Source organism: Paramicrobacterium humi (genome assembly GCF_900105715.1).
Taxonomy (GTDB): domain Bacteria; phylum Actinomycetota; class Actinomycetes; order Actinomycetales; family Microbacteriaceae; genus Paramicrobacterium; species Paramicrobacterium humi.
In genome coordinates this window covers 292,189-315,267 of sequence record NZ_FNRY01000001.1, presented here as the reverse complement: position 1 = coordinate 315,267, position 23,079 = coordinate 292,189, and the positions used below count along the sequence as shown (strand labels likewise).

The 23,079-nt window shown below is 68.7% G+C and carries 24 protein-coding genes, 1 pseudogene and 1 riboswitch; of the genes and pseudogenes, 15 read left to right on the top strand and 10 right to left on the bottom strand.

What is annotated here, in order from left to right; all coding sequences use genetic code 11:
• Window positions 1-54: 54 nt before the first annotated feature.
• Window positions 55-1,503 (bottom strand): beta-N-acetylhexosaminidase, encoded by a 1,449-nt coding sequence (locus BLV49_RS01555; protein WP_143033929.1) that lies wholly within the window; start codon window positions 1,501-1,503, stop codon window positions 55-57.
• 83 nt (window positions 1,504-1,586) lie between these two features.
• Here BLV49_RS01555 and BLV49_RS16650 point away from each other — a divergent pair, with 83 nt between their 5' ends.
• The 6 genes from BLV49_RS16650 to BLV49_RS01525 all read left to right on the top strand — a co-directional run bounded on the left by BLV49_RS16650 (window position 1,587) and on the right by BLV49_RS01525 (window position 7,151).
• Window positions 1,587-2,234: a pentapeptide repeat-containing protein gene (locus tag BLV49_RS16650; RefSeq protein ID WP_143033928.1), complete on the top strand. Its 648-nt coding sequence runs from the start codon at window positions 1,587-1,589 to the stop codon at window positions 2,232-2,234.
• Between the two features lies 1 nt (window position 2,235).
• Window positions 2,236-3,222, top strand: a complete 987-nt coding sequence (locus tag BLV49_RS01540; protein WP_218132585.1) for a DUF2332 domain-containing protein — start codon at window positions 2,236-2,238, stop codon at window positions 3,220-3,222.
• A gap of 45 nt (window positions 3,223-3,267) precedes the next feature.
• Entirely contained in the window at window positions 3,268-4,611 is a 1,344-nt protein-coding gene (gene mgtE, locus BLV49_RS01535; RefSeq protein WP_091179142.1) for a magnesium transporter, read from the top strand.
• Window positions 4,612-4,650: 39 nt separating this feature from the next.
• Window positions 4,651-4,812 carry a hypothetical protein gene (locus tag BLV49_RS16795; protein ID WP_176980687.1) on the top strand — a complete coding sequence of 54 codons (162 nt, stop codon included), beginning with the start codon at window positions 4,651-4,653 and terminating at the stop codon, window positions 4,810-4,812.
• 35 nt (window positions 4,813-4,847) lie between these two features.
• A riboswitch (ZMP/ZTP riboswitch) is annotated at window positions 4,848-4,947 on the top strand.
• Window positions 4,948-4,983: 36 nt separating this feature from the next.
• Window positions 4,984-6,255 carry a serine hydroxymethyltransferase gene (glyA, locus tag BLV49_RS01530; RefSeq protein ID WP_091179140.1) on the top strand — a complete coding sequence of 424 codons (1,272 nt, stop codon included), beginning with the start codon at window positions 4,984-4,986 and terminating at the stop codon, window positions 6,253-6,255.
• A gap of 14 nt (window positions 6,256-6,269) precedes the next feature.
• On the top strand, window positions 6,270-7,151 hold the full coding sequence (locus BLV49_RS01525) for a bifunctional methylenetetrahydrofolate dehydrogenase/methenyltetrahydrofolate cyclohydrolase (RefSeq protein WP_091179138.1): 882 nt from the start codon (window positions 6,270-6,272) through the stop codon (window positions 7,149-7,151).
• Window positions 7,152-7,166: 15 nt separating this feature from the next.
• Here the strand turns inward: BLV49_RS01525 and BLV49_RS01520 are convergent, their stop codons facing one another.
• From BLV49_RS01520 to galT, 5 genes are read right to left on the bottom strand one after another with little or no spacing between them, the layout of a single operon-like run.
• A complete protein-coding gene (locus BLV49_RS01520) occupies window positions 7,167-7,763 on the bottom strand; it encodes a class I SAM-dependent methyltransferase (protein WP_218132584.1) in 597 nt (198 codons plus the stop codon).
• Window positions 7,764-7,766: 3 nt separating this feature from the next.
• On the bottom strand, window positions 7,767-7,958 hold the full coding sequence (locus BLV49_RS16995; RefSeq protein WP_218132583.1) for a class I SAM-dependent methyltransferase: 192 nt from the start codon (window positions 7,956-7,958) through the stop codon (window positions 7,767-7,769).
• A 59-nt stretch (window positions 7,959-8,017) separates the two neighbouring features.
• Window positions 8,018-10,690, bottom strand: a complete 2,673-nt coding sequence (locus BLV49_RS01515; RefSeq protein ID WP_091179136.1) for a phosphoenolpyruvate carboxylase — start codon at window positions 10,688-10,690, stop codon at window positions 8,018-8,020.
• A 60-nt stretch (window positions 10,691-10,750) separates the two neighbouring features.
• Window positions 10,751-11,926, bottom strand: a complete 1,176-nt coding sequence (galK, locus tag BLV49_RS01510; protein WP_091179133.1) for a galactokinase — start codon at window positions 11,924-11,926, stop codon at window positions 10,751-10,753.
• Window positions 11,923-13,089, bottom strand: a complete 1,167-nt coding sequence (gene galT, locus BLV49_RS01505) for a galactose-1-phosphate uridylyltransferase (RefSeq protein WP_091179131.1) — start codon at window positions 13,087-13,089, stop codon at window positions 11,923-11,925. The genes galK and galT overlap by 4 nt, the downstream gene beginning before the upstream one ends.
• A gap of 82 nt (window positions 13,090-13,171) precedes the next feature.
• On the opposite strand from galT, the gene BLV49_RS01500 reads away from it, so the two are divergent.
• Window positions 13,172-13,960, top strand: coding sequence for a DeoR/GlpR family DNA-binding transcription regulator (locus tag BLV49_RS01500; RefSeq protein ID WP_091179129.1), 789 nt, complete (start codon window positions 13,172-13,174; stop codon window positions 13,958-13,960).
• Window positions 13,961-13,966: 6 nt separating this feature from the next.
• Here BLV49_RS01500 and BLV49_RS01495 read toward each other — a convergent pair whose 3' ends face one another.
• Entirely contained in the window at window positions 13,967-14,419 is a 453-nt protein-coding gene (locus BLV49_RS01495) for an Lrp/AsnC family transcriptional regulator (RefSeq protein WP_091179127.1), read from the bottom strand.
• Between the two features lie 116 nt (window positions 14,420-14,535).
• Here BLV49_RS01495 and BLV49_RS01490 point away from each other — a divergent pair, with 116 nt between their 5' ends.
• From BLV49_RS01490 to BLV49_RS01465, 6 genes are all read left to right on the top strand, one after another.
• The gene (locus tag BLV49_RS01490; protein WP_091179126.1) at window positions 14,536-15,159 is read left to right on the top strand and encodes a LysE family translocator; all 624 of its coding nucleotides are present in this window, start codon (window positions 14,536-14,538) and stop codon (window positions 15,157-15,159) included.
• Between the two features lie 29 nt (window positions 15,160-15,188).
• Complete coding sequence (locus tag BLV49_RS01485) at window positions 15,189-15,695, top strand: DUF2087 domain-containing protein (protein ID WP_091179124.1); 507 nt, start codon at window positions 15,189-15,191, stop codon at window positions 15,693-15,695.
• A 158-nt stretch (window positions 15,696-15,853) separates the two neighbouring features.
• Window positions 15,854-17,170 carry an MFS transporter gene (locus BLV49_RS01480; RefSeq protein ID WP_245723497.1) on the top strand — a complete coding sequence of 439 codons (1,317 nt, stop codon included), beginning with the start codon at window positions 15,854-15,856 and terminating at the stop codon, window positions 17,168-17,170.
• A gap of 46 nt (window positions 17,171-17,216) precedes the next feature.
• Window positions 17,217-18,143 carry an ABC transporter ATP-binding protein gene (locus BLV49_RS01475; RefSeq protein WP_091179122.1) on the top strand — a complete coding sequence of 309 codons (927 nt, stop codon included), beginning with the start codon at window positions 17,217-17,219 and terminating at the stop codon, window positions 18,141-18,143.
• Window positions 18,140-18,982 (top strand): ABC transporter permease, encoded by an 843-nt coding sequence (locus BLV49_RS01470; RefSeq protein WP_091179119.1) that lies wholly within the window; start codon window positions 18,140-18,142, stop codon window positions 18,980-18,982. The genes BLV49_RS01475 and BLV49_RS01470 overlap by 4 nt, the downstream gene beginning before the upstream one ends.
• Complete coding sequence (locus BLV49_RS01465) at window positions 18,979-19,794, top strand: ABC transporter permease (RefSeq protein WP_091179117.1); 816 nt, start codon at window positions 18,979-18,981, stop codon at window positions 19,792-19,794. The genes BLV49_RS01470 and BLV49_RS01465 overlap by 4 nt, the downstream gene beginning before the upstream one ends.
• Window positions 19,795-19,855: 61 nt before the next feature.
• Here BLV49_RS01465 and BLV49_RS01460 read toward each other — a convergent pair whose 3' ends face one another.
• Window positions 19,856-20,497: a plasmid pRiA4b ORF-3 family protein gene (locus BLV49_RS01460; protein ID WP_218132581.1), complete on the bottom strand. Its 642-nt coding sequence runs from the start codon at window positions 20,495-20,497 to the stop codon at window positions 19,856-19,858.
• Here BLV49_RS01460 and BLV49_RS17390 point away from each other — a divergent pair.
• Window positions 20,415-20,612: pseudogene (locus BLV49_RS17390) on the top strand (DUF6578 domain-containing protein); the annotation flags it as partial. The gene BLV49_RS01460 and the pseudogene BLV49_RS17390 overlap by 83 nt on opposite strands.
• Window positions 20,613-20,665: 53 nt before the next feature.
• Window positions 20,666-20,815 carry a hypothetical protein gene (locus BLV49_RS16790; protein ID WP_176980685.1) on the top strand — a complete coding sequence of 50 codons (150 nt, stop codon included), beginning with the start codon at window positions 20,666-20,668 and terminating at the stop codon, window positions 20,813-20,815.
• 6 nt (window positions 20,816-20,821) lie between these two features.
• On the opposite strand, the gene BLV49_RS01455 is transcribed toward BLV49_RS16790, so the two are convergent.
• The gene (locus tag BLV49_RS01455; protein ID WP_091179115.1) at window positions 20,822-21,448 is read right to left on the bottom strand and encodes an FMN-binding negative transcriptional regulator; all 627 of its coding nucleotides are present in this window, start codon (window positions 21,446-21,448) and stop codon (window positions 20,822-20,824) included.
• A 104-nt stretch (window positions 21,449-21,552) separates the two neighbouring features.
• The gene (locus BLV49_RS01450; protein ID WP_091179113.1) at window positions 21,553-22,908 is read right to left on the bottom strand and encodes an MFS transporter; all 1,356 of its coding nucleotides are present in this window, start codon (window positions 22,906-22,908) and stop codon (window positions 21,553-21,555) included.
• Window positions 22,909-23,079: the final 171 nt, after the last annotated feature.

The following is a 23,079-nucleotide window of genomic DNA, read 5'->3' as shown; positions in this document are numbered from 1 at the left end:
ATTATTGCACGCATACTTCAATCACAAAAGCTCACGAAGTGCCCATGAGCGAGCTCAGGCGGGGCCGAAGCGGATGCCGGCGGCATCAAGCCGCGGCAGCAGCGCCGCGACCCGACGCGGCACGTCTGTCGCGGCATCCGCCCAGGCCATGTCGGCGACGCCGAGGACCCGCGGGAAGACCATGGCCTCGAGGTCTGCGCTCGTTTCGATCGTCTCCGTCCACACGGGCGCCTCGATGCCGAGGATGTGCTCTTCGCCGACGTCCGGCACGAGTGTGGCCGGGTCCCAGTCGACGACCTGCGCGAGCGGCGTCGGCGCTCCCGTCCACTCGAGGCCGAGGGGATACCCCGCCTCGGGCTTGATGTCGAGGTAGACGGCGTCGGCGGGGGAGAGGATGAGCGAACCGCCCTGCTCGACGATCGATCGCGCGCGCTCGCCGGCGTCGTCCTGCGGCACGCGGTAGCTCCAGTACTGACCGATCGTGCCGGCGGGGAGACCCCGGCACAGCCCGATCTCGTGCCAGCCGATCGGGGTCTTCCCGTGAGCGGCGATGATCGCCGTCGCGCGTTCGATGAACCGGCAGAAGTCCTCGTCCTTCGTCGCGAACGACTCGTCGCCGCCGAGGTGGACGTACGGCCCGGGAGTGAGGGAGGCGATGTGCCCGACGACCTCGTCGATGAAGCGATAGGTGACCTCCGCCTCGATGCTGAGGGACGAGAAGCCCACGTCCATGCCCGTGAACGGGGCGATCGCGTATCCCTCGGGCGCGAGCTCCGGGTACGCCACGATCGCGGCGTTCGTGTGCCCCGGCATGTCGACCTCGGGCACGATCGTGACGAATCGGGATGCCGCATGCCGCACGACGCGCTCGAAGTCGGCCGTGGTGAGGAAGCCGCCCGGCCCGCCGCCGACCGCGCTCGCCGCGCCGGAGCGTGTGAGCTCGGGCCAGCCCGGGATCTCGAGCCGCCAGCCCTGGTCGTCGGTCAGGTGCAGGTGCAGGTGGTTGATCTTCACGGCCGCGAGCTGGTCGATGAGCCGGATGATCTGGTCGGCGTCGAAGAAGTGGCGCGCGATGTCGAGCATGACGCCGCGGTAGGAGAAGCGCGGAGCGTCCTCGACAGTAACGGCGGGCACCGCCCACGCGGCATCCTGAACGGTGTCCCGCTCGATCTCGGCGGGCAGGAGCTGGCGCAGCGTCTGGATGCCCGCGAACAGCCCCGCATCATGCTCCGCCGTGATCGTGACCGCAGCCGCGTCGGCGCTCAGCGCGTAGGCCTCGGACGCGTCGCCCGCAGCGCCGCCGCCGGCGAGAACGATGTCCCCCTCGCTCCGCTCGCCGGCCGTGACGGGGAGCGCGAAGCCGGTGGCCGGGCGCAGCAGCCCCGCGAGGTACTCGCCGAGCTTCGGCCGCCGCGTGACGATGCGCGTCTCGCGACGCAGCAGGAAGAGGTCACCGCCCTGCTCCTCGACGACACGCGGACGGGGAATGAGGACGGGGATCACACGGCTCCAATCGACGCTGACGTTCGAGCGAGAGTCTAGGGGAGGGCAGACCGGATGCCGGGAGCACGCAGTAGCGTGGGGCCATGGCCAACCGCGCACCCCGCCTTGATCCCGTGACACTGTCCGGGCTGGTCGACGCCGACCTCGACGACTTCCTGCCGGGGGACCGCCGCGAGGGCGAGCGGATCGCCCGCGCCGATCTCGCCGGCCGCACGCTTCCCGACGTCGAGTTCCTCGAGTGCGCGATCGATTCGGCAGCCATCGAGGGCCTCAAGGCCCGCGGCGCGCGACTTCTCGAGTGCACGATCGCGAACGCGGACGGCGCCGTGCTGTCCGCGCCGTCCGGCACGTTGCGCGACGTCGAGCTGACCCATTCCCGCATCGGCTCGGCCGAGCTCTACGACGGCCGGTGGGACCGGGTGCTCGTCAGCGACTGCAAGCTCGGCTACGTCAACCTGCGCGGCAGCGCGCTCATCGACGTCGTCTTCGAGGACTGCCGCATCGACGAGCTCGATCTCGGGCAGGCGCGGGCGACGCGCGTTTCGCTCGCAGGCTGCCGCATCGACACTCTCGACGTCACGGGCGCGACCTTGCGCGACGTCGACCTTCGCGGTGTCGAACTCACGCGCATCACGGGCATCGGGGGACTGGCCGGAGCCATCGTCGACGAGGATCAGCTGCTGCGCCTCGCGCCGCTGCTCGCCGGGCATCTCGGAATCACGGTGGCCTGAGGTGCAGCCCCTCGACGACGACAACCTGCTCGCGGTCTCCGACCGCTACGCGCGCTTCGCCCGCTCGGAGGCGCACGGGAACTCCGCGTTCTACGAGGCCGTGTGCGAGGCGATCGCCGTCGACGAGGAACTCTGCGCGCGCATCGCCGAACTCCCGCCGGCGAAGCAGCAGCCCAACCTCGTTCTCGCCTCCGCGCGCTATCTGGATGCGCCCGAGCATGCGCCCGCCGACTTCACGGCGTGGCTCGTCGACGCGTGGCCCCGCGTGCGAGCGGTCGCGCTCGAGCACCGCACGCAGACGAACGAGCCGAACCGCACGGGCGTTCTGCTCACCCTCCTCGCGCAGATCGACGGCCCCGTCGCGCTCATCGAGGTCGGCGCCTCGGGCGGATTGTGCCTGTTCCCCGACCGCTACAGCCACACGTACGACGACGCGCACCGCCTCGATCCCGACGACGGCCGCTCCGCCGTCGTCACCCGCTGCGAGACGACGGGAGCCGTGCCGTTCCCGACGCGGATGCCGCGCATCGTGTCGCGCACGGGTGTCGACCTGCACCCTCTCGACGTGTCCCGGCCCGAGGACGCCCGCTGGCTGCGGGCACTGGTCTGGCCGGGGCAGCGCGAGCGTGAGGAACGGTTGGATGCCGCCATCGGCATCGCCCGCACGACTCCGCCCGCGCTCATCGAGGGCGACCTCAACGAGCGCATCGGGGATCTCGTGGCCGCCGTGCCGAGCGGGGTGACGCCCGTCGTGCAGCACACGGCCGTGCTCGCCTACCTCGACGCTGCTGGCCGAGATCGCTTCTTCGATCAGATGAGGTCGCTGCCCGCCCGCTGGATCTCCTACGAGGGTCGCGGTGTCTTCCCGCGCATCGATGCGCAGGTCCCAGGCGGCGTCCGCGCCGATGAGAATCGGTTCATCGTCTCGTTCGACGCGCGACCCGTCGCGTTCGCCGCGCCGCACGGGCAGCGCCTCGACTGGATGTGAGCGCTTTCTCCGCGCGGTGTGCAAGCCTTGCGGGGGAGGTGCCGAGTGAGCGAGCCGACTGAGACCCAGACCCGCATCGATGAGGCGATCGCCGAGGACCGGCTGTCCGATGTCGCCCGGCTTCTCCGCGAGCTCGGAACGCGCGAGATCGTGCACCGGATCGAGCACAGTCCGCGCCGTCGCGCCGCCGTGGTGTTCCGGCTTCTGCCGAAGGCACGCGCCGTCGACGTATTCGAGAAGCTCGGGACCGCGACGAAGGGCGAGCTCATTCGGGGGCTGCAGGACGCCGACGTCACTGCGCTGTTCGCCGAGCTGCCGCCCGATGATCGCGTGACGCTCCTCGACGAAGTGCCCGCGACTGTCGCGCAGCGGCTGCTGTCGGGGCTCGACGAGAGCGAGCGCGGGGTCACCACGATCATGCTCGGCTACCCGAGCCGCTCGGTCGGCCGCCGCATGAGTCCGGAGTTCACGCTCGCGCATCCGGAGTGGCGGGTCGCCGCCGCGCTTGAGAGCGTGCTCGCCGACGTCGATCGCGCCGACACGATCTACGCCGTACCCGTCACGGACGGCGAGCGGCGCCTCGTCGGCATCGTGAGCCTCAGGGAGCTGCTTGCGAACGACGGCGACACGCTCATCGGCGACATCATGCGCCCCGTCATCTCGGTGACGGCGAGTGAGGACGCGGAGGATGCGGCTCGGTTGTGCAGCCAACAGGGACTTCTCGCACTGCCTGTCGTCGACCGCGAGACGCGCCTCGTCGGAATCCTCGCCGCCGACGACGCGAGCCGCATCCTGCGCGAGGCCGAGGCGGAGGACGTCGCTCGCGCGGGAGGCAGCGAGCCGCTGCGGCGGCCCTACCTGTCGACGTCGATCCTGCGCATCGCGCGCTCTCGCGTCGTGTGGCTGCTCGTGCTCGCCGTCTCCGCGCTCCTGACCGTGCAAGTGCTTGAAGTGTTCGAGGCGACTCTCGGCGATATGGTCGCGCTCGCCCTCTTCATCCCGCTGCTCACGGGAACCGGCGGCAACACCGGATCGCAGGCGGCGACGACGATCACGCGTGCGCTCGCCGTGGGCGACGTGCGCACGCGCGACATCGCGAAGGTGATGCTGCGCGAGGTGCGCGTCGGCATCCTGCTTGGCCTGCTGCTCGGTACGCTCGGCTTCGCACTCGCGTCAGTCGTCTACGATCTGTCCCTCGGAATCGTCATCGGCACGACGCTGTTGTGCATCTGCGCTATGGCGGCGACAGTCGGCGGGTCGATGCCGCTCATCGCGAAGAAGATCAAGGTCGACCCGGCCGTCTTCTCGACGCCGTTCATCACGACGTTCTGCGATGCGACGGGACTGCTCATCTACTTCTCGATAGCGAAGGCCGTGCTGGGAATCTGAGCGGCTGGCTTTCCTGCGCCAAATGGCTATGGTGAGGCCATGGGCACGTTCACGGAGAGGCTGAAGGCGGCGTTCACGCGGCCGAAGCGCAGGCATGTCCCCGCCAAGCAGATCGACCGCTGGGAAGGCGAGGGCGGAGCGCTGCCGCCCGAGGAAGCGCCGGTGGAAGAGCGGACGGAGAGCCCGCGAAGCGAGGACTGAATTGCGACGGTCGCCGACGGCATCCGCTGTTATGCTTGACCCGTCGCGACTGGCGTATGAGATGGGCCACCATCGGGGAGCGACAGTGCATCCTCGTTCTTGAGGCGGATTCGGCCGCACGCCTGGGCCGAAACGGTTACGATCCAGTCCGCCCGTCACGAAGGAGCACCCATGACCGACACGTTCAACGCCCCGCTCGCGGAGGTCGACCCTGAGATCGCCGAGGTCCTCGAGAAGGAGCTCGGCCGGCAGCGCGACTACCTCGAGATGATCGCGAGCGAGAACTTCGTTCCCGTCTCGGTGCTGCAGTCGCAGGGTTCCGTGCTCACGAACAAGTACGCCGAGGGCTACCCGGGGCGCCGCTACTACGGCGGCTGCGAGTACGTCGACATCGCCGAGTCGCTCGCCATCGAGCGCGCGAAGAAGCTCTTCGGCGCCGAGTACGCGAACGTCCAGCCCCACTCGGGCGCTTCCGCGAACGCCGCCGTGCTATCGGCGATCGCGACTCCTGGCGACACGATCCTCGGTCTCGAGCTCGCCCACGGCGGCCACCTCACCCACGGGATGAAGCTCAACTTCTCGGGCAAGCTGTACAACGCCGTCTCGTACGGCGTCGACCCTGAGACGTTCCTCGTCGACATGGACGTCGTGCGCGACAAGGCGCTCGAGCACAAGCCGAGCGTGATCATCGCCGGCTGGTCCGCCTACCCGCGCCAGCTCGACTTCGCCGCGTTCCGCGCGATCGCCGACGAGGTCGGTGCGACCCTGTGGGTCGACATGGCGCACTTCGCCGGTCTCGTCGCCGCTGGCCTTCACCCCTCGCCCGTGCCGTACGCCGACGTCGTCTCGTCGACGGTGCACAAGACCATCGGCGGCCCCCGCTCCGGCTTCATCGTCTCGCGCGACACTGCTCTGGCGAAGAAGCTCAACTCCAACGTCTTCCCCGGCCAGCAGGGCGGCCCGCTCATGCACGTGATCGCGGCGAAGGCGACGGCGTTCCTTCTCGCGGCGACTGACGAGTTCAAGGACCGGCAGGAACGCACGCTGAGCGGCGCGAAGCTGCTCGCCGAGGCGCTCACCTCCGACGAGTCACGCGCCGCGGGCGTCAACGTCCTCACCGGGGGCACCGACGTGCACCTCGTGCTCGCCGACCTGCGCGAAAGCGCGCTGTCGGGGCAGGACGCCGAGGACCGCCTGCACGAGGTCGGCATCACGGTGAACAAGAACTCCGTGCCGTTCGACCCGCGCCCGCCGATGGTCACGAGCGGCATGCGCATCGGCACGCCGGCGCTCGCCACCCGCGGCTTCGGCGATGCCGAGTTCGCGGAGGTCGCCGACATCATCGCTCTCACGATGCGCCCCGACGCCGACCTTCCAGGACTGCGCGAGCGCGTGGCGAAGCTCACGCAGGCGTTCCCGCTGTACCCGGGCCTGCAGCAGTAGTCGGGGAGCCGAGCATGACCGCACAAATCCTCGACGGCCGCGCGGCGTCCGCTGAGATCCGCGCCGAACTCACCGAGCGCGTCGCCGCGCTGAAGGCGCGCGGCGTCACACCGGGAATCGCGACGGTGCTCGTCGGCGCCGACCCCGCCTCGCAGCTGTACGTCGGCATGAAGCACAAGCAGTCGGCAGCGATCGGGATGAACTCCATCCAGCGCGAACTGCCAGCCGACGCGACGCAAGAGGACGTGGAAGCTCTCATCGACGAGCTCAACGCCGACCCCGCATGTCACGGCTATATCGTGCAGCTGCCGCTGCCGAAGCACCTCGACACCGATGCGATCCTCGAGCGCATCGACCCCGCGAAGGACGCCGACGGACTCCACCCGACGAACCTCGGCCGGCTCGTGCTCAACGTCAACGCGCCGATCGCGACGCCGCTGCCGTGCACGCCGCGCGGGGTCATCGAGCTGCTGCTGCGCAACGACTACGACCTCAAGGGCAGGCACGTCGTCGTCGTCGGCCGCGGCGTCACGATCGGCCGCTCGATCGGGCTGCTGCTCACTCGCCGTGACCTCAACGCGACAGTGACCCTCACCCACACGGGCACCGTCGACCTGCCGAACTACCTGAAGCAGGCTGACGTGATCGTCGCCGCCGCGGGCGTCAAGCATCTCGTGAAGCCCGAGGACGTCAAGCCGGGAGCCGCCGTTCTCGACGTCGGCGTCACGCGGGAGGCGAATCCCGAGACCGGCAAATCGAAGGTGTTCGGCGACGTCGATCCGGGCGTCGCCGAGGTCGCCGGCTATCTGTCCCCGAACCCGGGCGGCGTCGGTCCGATGACCGTCGCGCTGCTCATGACGAATGTCGTCGAGGCGGCGGAGCGCCAGCTGGCCTGAGCGCCGGCAGGCGCATCAGACCGCCGTGCGGCCCACCAGGTGGAACACGCGGCTGAGCTGCCGGTACGGGTCGCGCCGCGCGGCCTCGAACTCGACGTCGACCATCGCCGCGAGCCGCTCCCGGTCCGACGTGTCGACGTGAGCCCCGCCGAACTCGAGCCAGTCGGCGAACAGCCACACGCCGTACCAGTCGACCGGTTCGACGCCGCGTGCACGCAGCAGCCCGCTGAGCGACTCGACCGTGTCGGCGCGTGACGGCACTCCGAGCACGCCGATCTCGGTGTCGGCGTCGAACGAGGCGAGCGCATCCGACCAGCGCTGCTCGAGCGCGGGCCGGACGGCCATCGTGGCCGCATTGCCCGTCATTATCGACAGGATGCCGGCAGGCGCGAGGAGCCGGCACAGCTCGTCGACCATCGGCTCAGGGTCGTCGAGGTAGCCGAGCACGCCGTGGCACAGCACTGCGTCGAACCGCCGGCCGTTCATGGCCCGTGCGGCATCCGTGCCGTCCCCCTCGACAAGGCTCACCCGGCGGGTGATGTCGGCGGGAAGCAGCGCGAGCCGTCGCCTCGCCTTGTCGAGCATCGCGGGCGACGAATCGAGAAGCGTCACGTCTTAGCCGGCCGCGGCGAGCGGGAACGACTGGTGTCCCGCCCCTCCACCGACGTCGAGAACGCTCGCGGGCGCTTTCGGCAGGTGCTCGAGCAGCTGCCGGTGCAGCACACGCGTTCGCACGTGACCTTTCGCCGAGGCGTAGGCCTCGTCGGCGAAGACGTCGGCCAGGCTGGCCCAGATGTCTGTGCTCACAACGTCACCATACGCGGGGTGCTGGCCTGCTCACACGTGAACGCGGATCCCGCCGCGGCTCACCCCGTGTTCTGCAGGCCCGCGGCAACGCCGTTGACCGAGAGCAGAAGCAGGCGGCGCGCCTCATCGAGCGCGTTCTCCGCCTCACTCGTGTCGGTGCTGCGCAGGAAGCGCAGCGCGCGCAGCTGCAGCAGCGAGAGAGCGTCGACGTACGGGCTGCGCAACCGGACGGCGCGCTGCAGCACGGGCCGGTTGTCGAGAAGATCGTCGCTTCCGCTCGCGATGCGCGACCACTTGCGCGTCAGCTCCATCTCGTCGAGAACGAGCTTCGCGAGCTCGTCCCGACCGCCGAGCGCGAGGTAGCGCGCGGCGATGCGAGCGTCGGTCTTCGCGAGCGACATCTGCACGTTGTCGATCATCGTCGTGAACAGCGGCCACTCGGCGTACGCCTTCTTCACCTGCTCGGCGTCGCCGACGGATTCGAGGGCCGTGCCGAGCCCGAACCAGCCGGCGAGGTTGATGCGCGCTTGCGACCATGAGAACACCCACGGGATCGCGCGCAGGTCCTCGAGCGACTCGACAGAGAGCCCGCGGCGCGCGGGACGCGAGCCGAGAGGAAGCAGGCCGATCTCCTCCTGCGGCGTCACTTGCGCGAACCACGGCGCGAAGCCGTCTGCATGCACGAGCTCGTAGAAGCGCTCGCGGCTCGAGTCGTCCATGGCCTTCGCCATGTCGGCGAACTGCGTCGCGGCCGAGTCGTTGAGGCGCCCATTCGACGGACTCGAGGCGAGCAGCGTCGCCGAGGCGATCTGCTCCAGGTGACGCACCGCGATCGTCGGGTTGCCGTACTGGGCGAAGATGACCTCGCCCTGCTCGGTGAGCTTGAAGCGTCCCTCGACGGAGCCGGGCGGCTGTGACATGACGGCCTCGTTGGCCGGCCCGCCGCCGCGGCCGAGAGCGCCACCGCGACCGTGGAACAGAGTGAGCACGATGTCGTTGCTCTCGGCCCACTTGACGATCTCGTCTTGAGCGTCGTAGAGCGTGAGCGTCGCCGAGACGGGGCCGACGTCCTTCGAGGAGTCGGAGTAGCCGAGCATGACCTCGAGCCGGCGCCCGGTCTGCTCCAGGCGGGCGGCGACCTCGGGCAGCCGGATCATCTCGTCGAGGATCTGCGGCGCCGCATGCAGGTCGGCGAACGTCTCGAACAGCGGAACCACGTCGAGAACCGGGGGAGTGGCCGTGCCATAGGCGTAGCGGGCGAGGCGGTAGACGTTCGCGATGTCCTCGGTCGACTGCGTGAAGGAGATGACGTAGCGTCTGGCGGCATCCACCCCGTACCGGTCCTGGAGGATGCCGATCGTGCGGAACACGTCGAGCACTTCGTCCGTCATCTCGCTGTGCGAGGCACCGGCGTCGAGTTCCGCGAGGGCCTGGCGGTGCACTTTGGAGTGCTGGCGCACTTCGAGCTCGGCGAGGTGGAAGCCGAAGGTCTCCACCTGCCAGATGAGCGTCTGCACCTCGCCGTAGGCGTTGCGGACATCGCCCGCGTCGACGAGGGAGGACTGCACGATGCGCAAGTCATCGAGCAGCTCCTGTGGGACCGCGTAGGCGAGGTCGGCGTTGCGGCGTCGCGTGGCGGCGATGCGCTCCGCGATCATGAGCACGACGCGCCGGTGCGGCTCGTTCGGGGAACGCGTCGCTATCTCGTTCGTGAGCTCGTCGGCGAGGCCGCGCTGGCGCTGCCAGAGCGCGAGAAGGTCGGCGCTCGGCGGAGTGTCGCCCGCGTCGAGCGTGAGGGTGCGGCCCACTCGGCTCGCCGCGTGCTCGAGACCGAGCAGCACGTGCTCGGACTGGATCTCGGCGGCCTGCCGGGTGATCTTCGCGGTGACGTTCGGGTTGCCGTCGCGGTCGGCGCCGATCCAGCTGCCGAAGTGCACGAAGGCGTGCGACTTGGGGGGAAGCGTTCCGGCGGCCTTGCCCGTGAGGCGGTCGTCGATGAGGCGGTACACCTCGGGCACCGTCTGGAAGAGCGTCTGGTCGAAGATGTTCATGGCCGTGCGCACCTCGTCGAGGGGCGTCGGCCGGGTCGAGCGCAGTGGGGCCGTGCGGTACAGCGTGTTGATCTCGCCGAGCAGCTGGCGCTTGATCTCGACGCGGGCGGAGCTGCCAAGACGTGGGTCGTCGTTCTCGGCCACGAGCTCGCCGATGCGGCGGATCGACGAGGCGACAGCGCGACGCCGCGCCTCTGTCGGGTGCGCGGTGAGCACGGGCCGGAATTCGAGGCCGTCGAGCATCGCCTGGGCGCCGTCCTCGCCGAGTTCGGACACGAGCGCGTCCATCGTCGCGGTGAACGAGCTCGCCACGTCGCCGTCGGCGTCGGGTTCGCGCTCGAGCAGCACGCGCACACGGTGCCGCTCCTCCGCGAGGTTCACGAGGTGGAAGTAGCACGTGAACGCGCGCGCCACCTGCTCCGCTCGCGCCGCAGTGAAGCCGTCGACGAGCTTCTCGGCCTTCTCGAAGGCTTCGGAGTCCTCGTTCTCGTAGGCGGCGATGGTGAGGCCGCGCAGCTGCTCGACGTCGGTCAGGAGATCCTGACCGCCCGTCTCGATGAGCACGCGGCCGAGCAGCTCACCGAGCTGGTGAACGTCGGCGCGCAGGGCTTCCGGCACGTCGAGGTGCTGGCGAGCGCGAACGATGGAGATTGCAGACGTAGGGGGATATGAGTCCGTCATTGTTCTTTCAGGCTAGCGAGAACTGCGTTGTCGCGGTAATCGACCGCGTCATATTCGGGCTCAGCGCACGCGACCGGCGCCGTCGGCGGCGCGCACCGTGAACAGCTCGGGCTCCCGGAAGCCCGCGTCGGCGAAGGCGCGCGTGACGGCATCCGACACCGCATCGATGCGTGCGGCGTCGACGAGCGCTATCGCGGCGCCGCCGAAGCCTCCGCCGGTCATGCGCGCGCCGAGCGCGCCGCTGCGCTGAGCCGTCGCGACAGCGAGATCAAGCTCGGGAACGGAGATCTCGAAGTCGTCGCGCATCGACACGTGCGAGGCGTCGAGCAGGGAACCGATCGCGCGCGGGCCCTCGGTGCGCAGGGTGCGCACGGTGTCGAGGACGCGCTCGTTCTCGGTGAGGATGTGACGGACGCGGCGGAAGGTCACATCGTCGAGCTCGCGCTCGGCCCGCGGGAGATCGCCGACGTCGAGGTCGCGCAGCGAGGAGACGCCCAGCTCTCGGGCGCCCTTCTCGCACGATGCGCGCCGCTCGGCGTAGCCGCCGGTCGCGTGCTCGTGGTCGACGCGGGTGTTGATGACGAGCAGCTGCAGGCCAGCCTGCTCGAAGCCCAGGTCGATGATCTCGGAGTCGAGCGAGCGGCAGTCGAGGAAGACGGCGGCGTCGCGGCGGCCGAGGAGGGATGCGCTCTCGTCCATGATCCCGGTCGGGGCGCCGACGGCCTTGTTCTCGGCGAGCTGGCCGATGCGGGCGAGGGTCGGCGCGTCGAAGCCGAGCTGCCATTCGTCGTTCAGCGCCGTCGCGACGGCGCACATGAGCGCGGCGGACGACGAGAGGCCGGCGCCCGTTGGCACGTCGGAGGCGACGTGGGCGTCCACGCCCGACACGGCCGACAGATCGGCGCCGAACCGGCCGAGCGCCCAGATGACGCCGAACGGATACGCCGACCAGCCGCTCAGCGTGCCGGGCGCGAGGGCCTCCGCGGCGAGGTCGTCGAGAGCGGCCGTCTCTGCGGCATCCGCGAAGTCGCTCGAAATGCGCACGGTGCGGTCGTCGCGCGCGCCGACCGCGACGACCGTCGAGCGATCGATGGCGAAGGGCAGCACGAACCCGTCGTTGTAGTCGGTGTGCTCGCCGATGAGGTTGACGCGGCCCGATCCCTGCCAGAGCCCGTCGGGCGTTCGACCATAGCGCGAGGTGAAGCCGTCGGCGGCGGTCTGCGGGGAGAGTGTCATCGGGACTCCTGGGGCTCGACGGGGTGGGCGCGGTCGGCGCGGGCAATCGCGTCGCGAAGGTTCTGGGCGGCGGTCTCGGGCGGGATGTCGCCGATCCACGCGCCCATCGCCGCTTCGGACCCGGCGAGGTACTTGAGCTTGTCGGCGGCGCGACGGGGCGAGGTCAGCTGCAGCATGAGCCGCACGCTGTCGCGACCCGTGTGCACGGGCGCCTGATGCCACGCCGCGATGTACGGCGTCGGTGTGTCGTAGAGGGCGTCGACGCCGCGCAGCAGGCGGAGATACAGCCCCGCGAGCTCATCGCGCTCCTCGGCCGTGGTCTCGGCGAAGTCGGCGACGTGCCGGTGCGGCAGCATGTGCACTTCGACCGGCCAGCGTGCCGCGAACGGCACGAAGGCGCTCCAGTGCTCGCCGCGCAGCAGCATCCGATCGCCGGCCTGCTCACGCGCGAGGATGTCGCCCATGAGGCTCGGCCCATAGGAGTCGATGGCGGCGAGCAGTCGCTGGGTGCGCGGAGTCACGTAGGGGTAGGAGTAGATCTGGCCGTGCGGATGCTGCAGCGTGACGCCGATCTCGACCCCGCGGTTCTCGAACGGGAATACCTGCTGCACGCCGGGGAGCTCGGACAGCGCTCGCGTGCGTTCGGCCCACGCTTCGATGACGGTGCGGGCTCGCGTGCGGCTGAGTGAGCCGAACGAGCCTTCGCGGGCCGGCGAGAAGCACACGACCTCGCAGCGGCCCACAGATGTGCGCGTTCGCTCGAGGCCGATCTCGGCGAGGTCGTCGAGTCCGGAAGGGGCGTGGTCGTCGACGGTGAGCGGGCCGAACGACGGCGAGCGGTTCTCGAACACGGCGACGTCGTAATCGCTCGGCACTTCCGACGGGTTCGTCGGCGACTGCGGAGCGAGCGGATCGAGCTCGGCAGGCGGCAGGAACGCGCGGTTCTGCCGGGCGGCTGCGATCGAGATCCACTCGCCCGTGAGGGGGTCCTGGCGCATCGTCGCCGTCGCCGGTCGAGGGTCGAGTTCGCGGGCGTCGGCCGCGCGCTCGCGGGGGAGCGTCGTGCCCGGATCGTCGAAGTAGATGAGCTCGCGGCCATCGGCGAGGCGGTGCGACTGCGTCGTGATGCCGCCGCTGAGAACTGTCGAAGAGGGGGAGGTCATGCGTTCCGTCCGTCGTGGATCTGCGCACCGAATCTAACGCTTGCGTATTGAAAAGTAAAGTAAAGTAAGCGAAACTGTGCGAGTGACGGATGCCGAGACCCTGCCTGCCGAGCTTCGCCGCGTTCGCATCCGCGAGCGGCTCGAGCAGCGCGGCTACATCCGCGTCGCCGATATCGCGCGCGACTTCGCGGTGTCGGGTGTCACGGCGCGCGGCGACCTCGACGCTCTCGTCGAGTCGGGCAGCGTGAGGCGCGTGCACGGCGGAGCGGTGTCGGCCGGCGCTGTTCCCGAGTCGCCCGTCGAGGAGTCGGAGCGATCGGAGGCCGAGTCCAAGCGCGCCATCGGCCGCCGCGTCGCCGCGATGATCGACTCCGGGCAGAGCGTCTTCCTCGACGTCGGCTCGACGGCGCTCGCCGTCGCTCGGGCCCTCGTCGAACGCGCAGACCTCCGCGATGTCGTCGTGATCACGAACGGGCTGTCCACGGCGCTCGCCCTCGAAGCGGCGGTGCCGCGGCTCAGCGTCATCGTCACGGGCGGCGCGCTCCGCCCGCTTCAGCACTCCCTCGTCAACCCGATGGCGCAGCAGATCATCGGCAGCGTGCATGCCGACCTCGCCGTGCTCGGCTGCAATGGCGTCGACGCAACTGCAGGAGTCACGAACGTGAACCTGCCGGAGGCGGAGATCAAGCGCGCCATGATCGCGGCATCCGACCGAGTGGTCATCACTGCCGACGCGTCCAAACTGGGCCGCGTGACCGTCGGCCACGTCGCCGACCTCGCGGACGTCGACACGATCGTGACGGATGCCGCCGCGGAAACCGCCGCGATCGAGGAGCTGCGCCGTGCTGGAGCCGCCGTGCTTCTCGCGTAGCGGCGATCAGAGGGGGAGGGCCCGGTCCTCGACGACGGTCTTCATCACGAGCGTCGACGTGAGGCGCTGAACCCCCGGGAGTCCGGAGAGCACCTCGTCGTAGAACGTCTGGAACGCCCGCAGGTCGCGTGCGATGACGCGCAACAGATAGTCCGGATCGCCGAAGAGCCGTTGCGCCTGCAGAATGTGCGGGATCTCGCCGATCTCGCGCTCGAACGCGATGAGCGTGTCGCGTGATGCATCGCGCATCGACACGAAGACGAGCGTCTCGAACCCGAGGCCGAGGGTCGCCGCGTCGAGCTGCGCCTTGTAGCCGGTTATCGCTCCCGACTGCTCGAGGGCGCGCAGCCGCCGGTGGCAGGGTGAGAGGCTCAGCTTCACCCGCTCCGCGAGCTCGGTGAGTGAGAGCCGGCCATCGTTCTGCAGCTCGGCAAGTATCTTTCGATCCACGGCGTCCATGCATCACATTCTTGCTCAGTAGTCCGCAGAGTGTCGAAACAACGGAAGCACTTTTCGGCACAATGCTCATAGTCTTCTTCTGTCGCGGCGCACGGTGCGTGCGGAAGGGAGCAGACGTGGCCATCGGAACCGTCGTCGCGTTCTGGGCGGTGTCATTCATGTTCGTGATCACCCCGGGCGCGGACTGGGCATACGCGATCTCGGCCGGGCTGCGCAATCGCACGGTGCTTCCGGCTGTCGGCGGCATGCTGAGCGGACACTTGCTCGCCGCCCTCGTCGTCGCCGCGGGCGTCGGCGCGCTCGTGGCCGGAGCCCCGGTTCTGCTCACGGTGCTCACGATCGCCGGCTGCGCCTACCTCGTCTGGCTCGGCATCGGACTGCTCCGGCGGCCGGCGGCGCCGTACGCCGGCGAAGCCGTCGGGGAGGCCGAGTCCCCGTGGCGCCAGGTGCTCACGGGCTTCGGCGTGAGCGGACTGAACCCGAAGGTGTTCATCCTCTTCGTCGCCCTCGTACCGCAATTCGCCGACGCGCACACGAACTGGCCCATCGGCGTCCAGATTCTCGTGCTCGGCCTCGTGCACATCGCGAGCAGCGCCCTCGTCTACACGGGAGTCGGCGCCGGAGCTCGCGTTGTGCTTCGCGCTCGCCCGAGCGTTGCCCGCATCGTCACGCGCTGTTCGGGCGCCGCGATGATCCTCGTGGGTATCGCGCTCTTCGTCGAGCGACTCGTGACCGCCTGATCGCTCGCGCCTGCGGTTAGTGTTGCGACATGACCGAGGAATCATCGATCTCCTGGCGCGCCGTCGTCGCAGCGCTCGCCAATGCCGAGGCGCGCCGCGCGTACGCGCACGTCGTGCTCGGGCACGACGTGGCCGACGCGCCGCCGAAGAGCGTGCGTCAGCTCGAACGTGCCGGTCTGATCGTCGCGGACGGCGATCGCTTCATCGCCGACGGCTCTGCGTTGCGAACGCTTCTGCGTGAGACCGCTGAGGAATCGCCGCAGGCAGGGCCCGAGCGCTACCTGCGCCGGGACGGCCGCGTCGACCGATACCCCTCGAAGCCTGACGATCGCGTCGAGCTCCTGGGATTCATCGCCGCCCACGTCATCGCTCCCGACGAGCGCCTCGCCGAGCCCGAGCTGAACGAGCGGCTCCTGAGGTTCGACGAGGACACCGCGAGGCTTCGGCGGCACCTTGTCGACTACGGCGTGCTGTCGCGAACGCCGTCGGGATCCGAGTACGCGCTCTCGCCTGCGGGGGAGTTCTCGCCACACTGAGGCGCTGCAGCTGTGTGCCGCGGAGAGGGTGCTTTCCGGGCGGCGCGCAAGTCCTTGCGAAGCAGCAGTCCGCGAGCGTAACTTGTTAGCATTGCTAATTTGATAGGCTAACAATCTATGCACGCAGCATCTGCTACAACTCGAGAGCGTGCCGATTCGTGACCAGCGCGACCTTCCGGTCTCTTGCCGGCTACAACTATCGGCTGTGGGCGGCGGGCGCCCTCGTTTCGAACGTCGGGACGTGGATGCAGCGCACCGCCCAGGACTGGCTCGTGCTCACCGAGCTCACCGACAACAACGCGGTAGCGGTCGGCATCGTGATGGCACTGCAGTTCGGCCCTCCCGTGCTGCTGCTCCCGGTCACCGGCTGGGTCGCTGACCGCTTCGACCGGCGCCACGTGCTCATGGCCACTCAGTCGGCGATGGGCGTGCTCGGCCTGCTTCTCGGTCTGCTCACGGTCACGGGCGTCGTGCAGCTCTGGCACGTCTACGTGTTCGCGTTCCTGCTCGGCTGCACCGCCGCATTCGACGCTCCTGCCCGTCAGGTCTTCGTATCGTCGCTCGTCGAACGCCATAACCTCTCGAACGCGGTCGGCCTGAACTCGGCGTCGTTCAACATCGCGCGCATGATCGGGCCCGCTGTCGCCGGGCTGCTCATCGCGGTCATCGGCACGGGCTGGGTGTTCCTGATCAACGCGGCCTCCTTCGCCGCGGTGCTCGCCTCGCTCGCGCTGCTGCGCAAGCACGAGCTGTACTCGACCGAGCGCGCGAGCGGCGGCAAAGCAGGATTGATCGAGGGATTCCGCTACATCCGGCACCGTCCCGACATCATGGTGATCCTCGTCATCATCTTCATCATCGGAACGTTCGGCCTCAACTTCCCGATCTTCACCTCGACGATGGCGACGACGGTGTTCCACAAGGGCGCCGGGGAGTTCGGCGTCCTCTCCTCGATCATGGCGATCGGCTCCGTCGCGGGCGCCCTGCTCGCCGCCCGACGCGAACGACCGCGCATCAGTCTGCTGTTCGCGGGCGGCGCCGTCTTCGGGGTCGGCTGCACCTTCGCCGCGGTCGCTCCCGGCTACTGGCTGTTCGCGGCATCCCTCACCATCATCGGAATCTCCGCGCAGACACTCACGACGAGCGCGAACAGTGTCGTGCAGCTCTCAACCGACCCGACGGTCCGAGGGCGGGTGATGGCCATCTACATGGCGATCTTCATGGGCGGCACCCCCATCGGTGCGCCCATCGTCGGCTGGGTCGCCGACACCTTCGGCGCCCGCTGGGGCCTCGCGGTCGGTGCCGGTTCCGGCTTCGCGGCGGCCATCGTCGGAGTGCTCTACCTCGTCAAGTTCCACAACATGCGCGTGCGCTTCGCCAACCGCCGGCTCCGGCTGCAGTTCGGCGACGTCGAGCAGGCGCAGGAGGAACTCGCGACGCAGGAGATCTCGATCCAGCGCACGAGCGGATCGTGAATTGCGCGTCTTCCCCGTGTCGGCCGGCCGCCATAGAGTGTGATTCGTGCCAGCACCTGTCATCGAAGCCACGAACCTCGTCAAGAAGTACAAGGACTTCGCCGCCGTCGACGACATCTCCTTCGCGGTGTCGCCCGGCGAATCGTTCGGGCTGCTCGGCCCCAATGGCGCGGGCAAGTCGACGACCATGCGCATGATCGGCGCCGTCTCCACACGCACCTCGGGCACTCTCAGCGTTCTCGGACTCGACCCGAACGACGCCGGCCCGGAGATTCGGTCGCAGCTCGGCGTCGTCCCGCAGGCCGACAACCTCGACGAGGAGCTGCGCGCTCGCGAGAACCTCCTCGTCTACGGTCGCTACTTCGGTCTGCCGCGCCGGCTCGTGGCCGGTCGCGCCGACGAGCTGTTGGCGTTCGCGCAGCTCGAGGACAAGGCGAAGGCGAAGGTCGACGACCTCTCCGGTGGCATGAAGCGGCGCCTCACGATCGCCCGAGCCCTCATCAACGACCCGCGCATCCTCCTGCTCGACGAGCCCACGACAGGTCTCGACCCTCAGGCCCGCCACATCCTGTGGGACCGCCTGTTCCGCCTCAAGGAGCAGGGCACGACGCTCGTGCTCACGACCCACTACATGGACGAGGCCGAGCAGCTGTGCGACCGCCTCGTCGTCGTCGACAAGGGCCGCATCATGGCCGAGGGCTCCCCATCGGCGCTCATCCGACAGTACTCGTCCCGCGAGGTGCTCGAGGTGCGCTTCGGCTCGCAGAACAACCACGTGGTCGCACGCGACCTCGAGAACGTCGGCGACCGCCTCGAGGTGCTTCCCGACCGCATCCTCATCTACTCGGCAAACGGCGAGGAAGCCCTCAGCGCCCTCACCTCCCGCGGCCACAACCCGATCACGAGCCTCGTGCGCCGCTCGAGCCTCGAGGACGTGTTCCTCCGCCTCACCGGCCGGAGCCTGATCGAATGACCACCCCGACCATGACGACGACGGATGCCGCTCGCGCGCGGTCCGCCTCCCGGGCGACGCGCCGATGGGGAGCCTGGTACGTTGCCGAGCACCGTTTCCGCAGCATGCTCGCCTACACCCAGACCGTGATCGCCACGGGCATCGGATCGCCGCTCATGTACCTTTTCGCCATGGGCGTCGGACTCGCGAGTCTCGTCGACGCGAACGTCGAGGGCAACGGGCTGAGCGTGAGCTACCTCGTCTTCGTCGCTCCCGCCCTCCTGGTCATGGCGTCGTTCCAGGCGGCATCCGAGGAATTCAGCTATCCGATCATGCTCGGCTTCAAGTGGAACCCGATCTTCACGGGCATGGGCGCGAGCCCGCTGACACCGGGCCAGATCATCGACGGGCAGGCCATCGCGACGACCGCCCGCCTGATCGTGACCTCGGTGCTGTACTTCGTGTTCATGCTGCTGTTCGGCGCTGTCCCCGGACCGTACGGCTGGCTCGCGCTCGTCCCGGCCGTGTTGACAGGCCTCGCCTTCGGCGCCCCGCTCATGGCCTACACCGCGACCCTCGAGCGAGACAGCGGGCAGCTCGCCATGGTCATGCGCTTCCTCGTGCTTCCGCTCACCCTGTTCTCGGGCACGGTGTTCCCGCTCACGCAGCTGCCGTGGTTCCTGCAGTGGATCGGCTGGGTCTCGCCGCTCTGGCACGGCACAGAACTCGCGCGCGTGTTCGCGTACGGCCACGTCGAACCGGTGTGGCTGAGCGTCGTCCACGTCGCGTACCTCGTGCTGCTGGCCGCGATCGGGTGGATGCTGGCACGGCGCGTCGCCGCACGAAGGCTCAACCGATGACCGCGCCGACTGTCGCCGCGCGCCGGCGCGGCGCCTCCGCGATCTACGCGGGCAACGCCCGCTCCGTCATGCTGCGCGGCTGGCGCGCCACCGCGAGCACGAACTGGCTCGTCATGCTCTCCGGCTTCTTCGAGCCCATCTTCTACCTGCTGTCGATGGGCATCGGTCTTGGCGCGCTCGTCGGCAACGTGGAAGGCCCGGGCGGGCACGAGATCCCGTATGCGGCTTTCATCGCTCCCGCGCTTCTCGCCGTCGCGGCGATGAACGGCGCCGTCTACGACTCCACGTGGAACGTGTTCTTCAAGATGAAGTTCTCGAAGATCTACGAGGGGATGCTGTCGACCTCACTCGGTCCGTTCGACATCGCTCTCGGCGAGATCTCGCTCGCCCTCATCCGCGGCGCGCTGTACGCCTTCGGCTTCATGGTCGTGATGCAGCTGCTCGGCCTCAACCTGTCGTGGTGGGCGCTGCTCGCGTTCCCGTCCGTGCTGCTCATCGCGTTCGCGTTCGCGAGCTTCGGCATGGCCGTGACGAGTTACATGAAGACGTTCCAGCACATGGACTGGATCAACTTCTTCCTCATGCCCATGTTCCTGTTCTCTGCCACGTTCTACCCGCTGAGCGTCTACCCGGAATCCGTGCAGTACGTCATCCAGGCGCTGCCGCTCTGGCACGGCGTCGAGCTCGTGCGCGGGCTCACGACGGGCGTCGTCAGCGTCGGGATGCTGTGGCACGTGCTCTACTTCGCCGTCATGATCGTCGTCGGCCTCGTGTTCACGACCCGGCGCCTGCGCGCCCTGTTCCTCGACTGAAGGCGCTGCTCGAGGATCTGCGGGGCGACCTGTGATCCGAGACGTCGACGCATCGGCCGAGCTAGGATCGCCGTTGCCGGGTCGGCCACTCATGCGTCGCGATCGGATGCAGAGTCTTCGGTCGGCGTGGAACCGGGCCGTCGCCCTCGTCATCGGCCCAGCGTCGCCCGTACTGATCTGGGATCTCTCCCCATCCCCAGTAGGGAAGCGGCGCCTTGGGGCGGATTCCCAACTCTTCCATCGGGTCGATCTTCTGCTCATGGACCCGACACAGGTGCTTCCAGTCGTCGCCCAAGTCGAAGACGAAGCGGAATTCGTCCCCCGGTTTCACGGTACGAGCAACGGTGGTCGTATCGATGTCGAGCGAAACCTCAAGAGGACCGAACGGGTCGGACGCGAACTCGATTCCCGTTTCCACGTCCATGATGTCGCGTCCATCAGCGAGCGTGAACATCGACAGGTGCGATTTGTCCCACCGCGCGAACGCATCGTTGATGGCATCCGCGAGCTGCGCGAAAGTGTGCGAGGGGCCGACCGCGAAGTAACGCCCGGGCCACGGCCACGGATACGTCCCCCGACCACCGATCAACTCGACAGAAACGGAGAGCCAGGTTCGCGCCATGGCATCAGGATGCCACGTGTGGCGGCTTGAGGTCGACACTGAGTCGTTCATCCCGCAGGAGGTTTCGTTCAGCTCCGGCATCCATGACCGTTTCCTCGTGCATATCGACGTGGAAGTCTCCGGGTGGGAACAGTCGTGCTGTGGCGAGCCGTTCGCGGTTGGTGAGGAGATCAGCTGGACCCTCAACGCCGCCCCGCCGAGACTCCGCCGGGCGGGCTGCCGCGTTACTACGAGGAGCATCACGGGCAGATGCCCGACGAGATTCGCGAAGCGGCGCGCGGCGAGGCGGTCGCGCTCGGCTCCGACGAGATCATCGGCCGTTCGCGGGATGGGGCCATCGTGTCGTTCGGCACGCGCGCTCCCACGTTCGCGGGACGTCGCTATGCGCCCTGGCGGTGAACGGGGTCACACGCCAGGGTTCGCGTCCCGCATCTCGCGCGCAAGCGCTTCGCTCGCGTAGGGGCCGTCGCCCGCGAGCTCCTCGGTGATGCGGCGAACGGTGTCCGCGGGGCGGGACTGGCTCATCTTGACCTTCGCCACGAGCTTCTCGGCGCGCAAGCGGAATCCGACCGTGCCGCGCATGAGGCGCCGCGAATACTCCGACTGCGCGGGGGAGTCGTGCAGCAGCCGCGGATGCGACATCCGGTTCTCGGATCGTTCGACGAGGCGCTCGAGGACCGCCATGTTCTCGTCATCGCTCAGGATTTCGGGCACGCCGCTCAGGTGCACGGTGACGAAGTTCCACGTCGGCACGGCCGGCCCCGGTTCGTACCAGGCTGGCGAGACGTAGCCGTGCGGCCCCTGCACGATAACGAGCATCTCGTGCGCGCCGAGCTCGTGCAGTTCCTCATCGGGACGTCCCATGTGGGAGACGACGCTGAGCGCATCGCCTTCGCCCTCGAGCAGCACGGGGTAGTGCGAGGCGACGAGGCCCGTGCTCGCGTTCGACACGATCGTCGCCCACGGGTTCTCGCGGATGACGCGCGCGATGACCTCAGGGTCGGTGAGCTCGTAGACGGGATTGTGACGCATGGTCGCAGTCTACGAGAGCGCCGTCAACGCGGGCGGCGCGCCGTTAACGGCGCTCGCGCCGCCGGACAGCGTCCGACGGCGCGAAGCCGAATGTGCAGTGAAGGCTACGCCTCCATGTCGACGTCCTTCGTCTCTTTGCTGACCAGCAGCGCGACGAGGGTGATGAGCGCCATCGCCGAGAGGTAGATGCCGACCCAGAACGGGCTTCCCCCGCCGGCGCTCCACAGGGCGACGGCGATGAACGGCGCCACCGCGGCGCCGAGGATCGACGAGACGTTGTAGCTCACGCCGGAACCGGTGTAGCGCACGTTCGTCGGGAACAGCTCGGGCAGCAGAGCGCCCATGGGGCCGAACGTGGATCCCATGAGGAGGAAGCCGATGATGAGGAACGCCATCACTGCCACGTGTCCGCCGTTCAGCAGCGGAACGAACAGCAGGCCGAACACGACGATCGCGAGGGTCACCCAGATGAGCGTGCGGCGGCGACCCCAGCGGTCGGCCCAGGGGCCCGACAGCAGGGTGAAGATGCCGAAGAACACGACGCCGATGATCGACATGAGCACGAAGTCGATGTACGAGTAGCCGAGGCCCGCGACGGCGGCATCCTTCGCCGTCGTTCCGTAGCTCAGCGTGAACGTCGTCATGAGGTAGAACAGCACGTACGTGGCGAGCATGAAGAACGTGCCGAGGATGAGCTGACGCCAGTTGTTGCGCAGAACCGTGCCAAGCGGGATCTTGCGCACGGCGCCCTGCTTGACGGTCTTCGAGAACGCCGACGACTCGACGAGCTTGAGCCGCACCCACAGGCCGACGATGACCATGACGACCGAGAAGAGGAACGGGATGCGCCAGCCCCAGCTGAGGAACGCCTCGGACGGGCCGCCGTCCTGCCCAGGCTGCAGGCCCGCGATGATGAGGAACAGGCCGTTGGCGATGATGTAGCCGATCGGCGCGCCGAGCTGCGGGAACGTGCCGTACCAGGCACGCTTTCCCTTCGGCGCGTTCTCGGTGGCGACGAGCGCGGCGCCCGACCATTCGCCGCCGAGCGCGAAGCCCTGCGCGAGACGCAGGATCACGAGAAGCAGCGGCGCGAACCAGCCGACCTGGTGGTACGTGGGCAGGAAGCCGATGAGGAACGTCGCGATTCCCATCGTGAGCAGTGAGGCGACGAGCGTGACCTTGCGGCCGCGGCGGTCGCCGAGGTGGCCGTAGAAGATCGCGCCGAGCGGGCGAGCGACCATAGCGGCGCCGAACACCGCGAATGATGCGAGCAGCGCGACCGTCGGGTCGCCGGTCGGGAAGAAGAGGTGCGGAAAAACGAGGACGGCGGCGGTCGCGTAGACGTAGAAGTCGTAGAACTCGATCGTGGTGCCGACCATGCTCGCGAGGATGACGCGCGAGCGCGGGTTCGCCGGAACGGGAACCTCGGGTGTTGCAAGAGGTGTCTGAGACTGGGACATGAGCCTTCGATTGCGATGTTGAGCTGCGGTCGGCAGCCGGAGCGCAGGGTGAGCGGCTCGACGGGAGCGACAAGAACGGATCGTCCGCTTGTGGCGGGACCTAGCAACACTACGCCTCGCCCATTTTCGAGACAAAATCCGCCGCAATCAGGAGCAAGAGCTTCCCTCTGC

Excerpts from the sequence above, each read along its gene's own strand:
- BLV49_RS16650 (WP_143033928.1), top strand. The coding sequence starts at position 1,587 with ATGGCCAACCGCGCACCCCGCCTTGATCCCGTGACACTGTCCGGGCTG.
- BLV49_RS16795 (WP_176980687.1), top strand. The coding sequence starts at position 4,651 with ATGGGCACGTTCACGGAGAGGCTGAAGGCGGCGTTCACGCGGCCGAAG.
- glyA (WP_091179140.1), top strand. The coding sequence starts at position 4,984 with ATGACCGACACGTTCAACGCCCCGCTCGCGGAGGTCGACCCTGAGATC.
- BLV49_RS01525 (WP_091179138.1), top strand. The coding sequence starts at position 6,270 with ATGACCGCACAAATCCTCGACGGCCGCGCGGCGTCCGCTGAGATCCGC.
- BLV49_RS01515 (WP_091179136.1), bottom strand. The coding sequence starts at position 10,690 with ATGACGGACTCATATCCCCCTACGTCTGCAATCTCCATCGTTCGCGCT.
- galK (WP_091179133.1), bottom strand. The coding sequence starts at position 11,926 with ATGACACTCTCCCCGCAGACCGCCGCCGACGGCTTCACCTCGCGCTAT.
- galT (WP_091179131.1), bottom strand. The coding sequence starts at position 13,089 with ATGACCTCCCCCTCTTCGACAGTTCTCAGCGGCGGCATCACGACGCAG.
- BLV49_RS01495 (WP_091179127.1), bottom strand. The coding sequence starts at position 14,419 with ATGGACGCCGTGGATCGAAAGATACTTGCCGAGCTGCAGAACGATGGC.
- BLV49_RS01485 (WP_091179124.1), top strand. The coding sequence starts at position 15,189 with ATGACCGAGGAATCATCGATCTCCTGGCGCGCCGTCGTCGCAGCGCTC.
- BLV49_RS01470 (WP_091179119.1), top strand. The coding sequence starts at position 18,140 with ATGACCACCCCGACCATGACGACGACGGATGCCGCTCGCGCGCGGTCC.
- BLV49_RS01465 (WP_091179117.1), top strand. The coding sequence starts at position 18,979 with ATGACCGCGCCGACTGTCGCCGCGCGCCGGCGCGGCGCCTCCGCGATC.
- BLV49_RS01460 (WP_218132581.1), bottom strand. The coding sequence starts at position 20,497 with ATGCCGGAGCTGAACGAAACCTCCTGCGGGATGAACGACTCAGTGTCG.
- BLV49_RS16790 (WP_176980685.1), top strand. The coding sequence starts at position 20,666 with ATGCCCGACGAGATTCGCGAAGCGGCGCGCGGCGAGGCGGTCGCGCTC.
- BLV49_RS01455 (WP_091179115.1), bottom strand. The coding sequence starts at position 21,448 with ATGCGTCACAATCCCGTCTACGAGCTCACCGACCCTGAGGTCATCGCG.
- BLV49_RS01450 (WP_091179113.1), bottom strand. The coding sequence starts at position 22,908 with ATGTCCCAGTCTCAGACACCTCTTGCAACACCCGAGGTTCCCGTTCCG.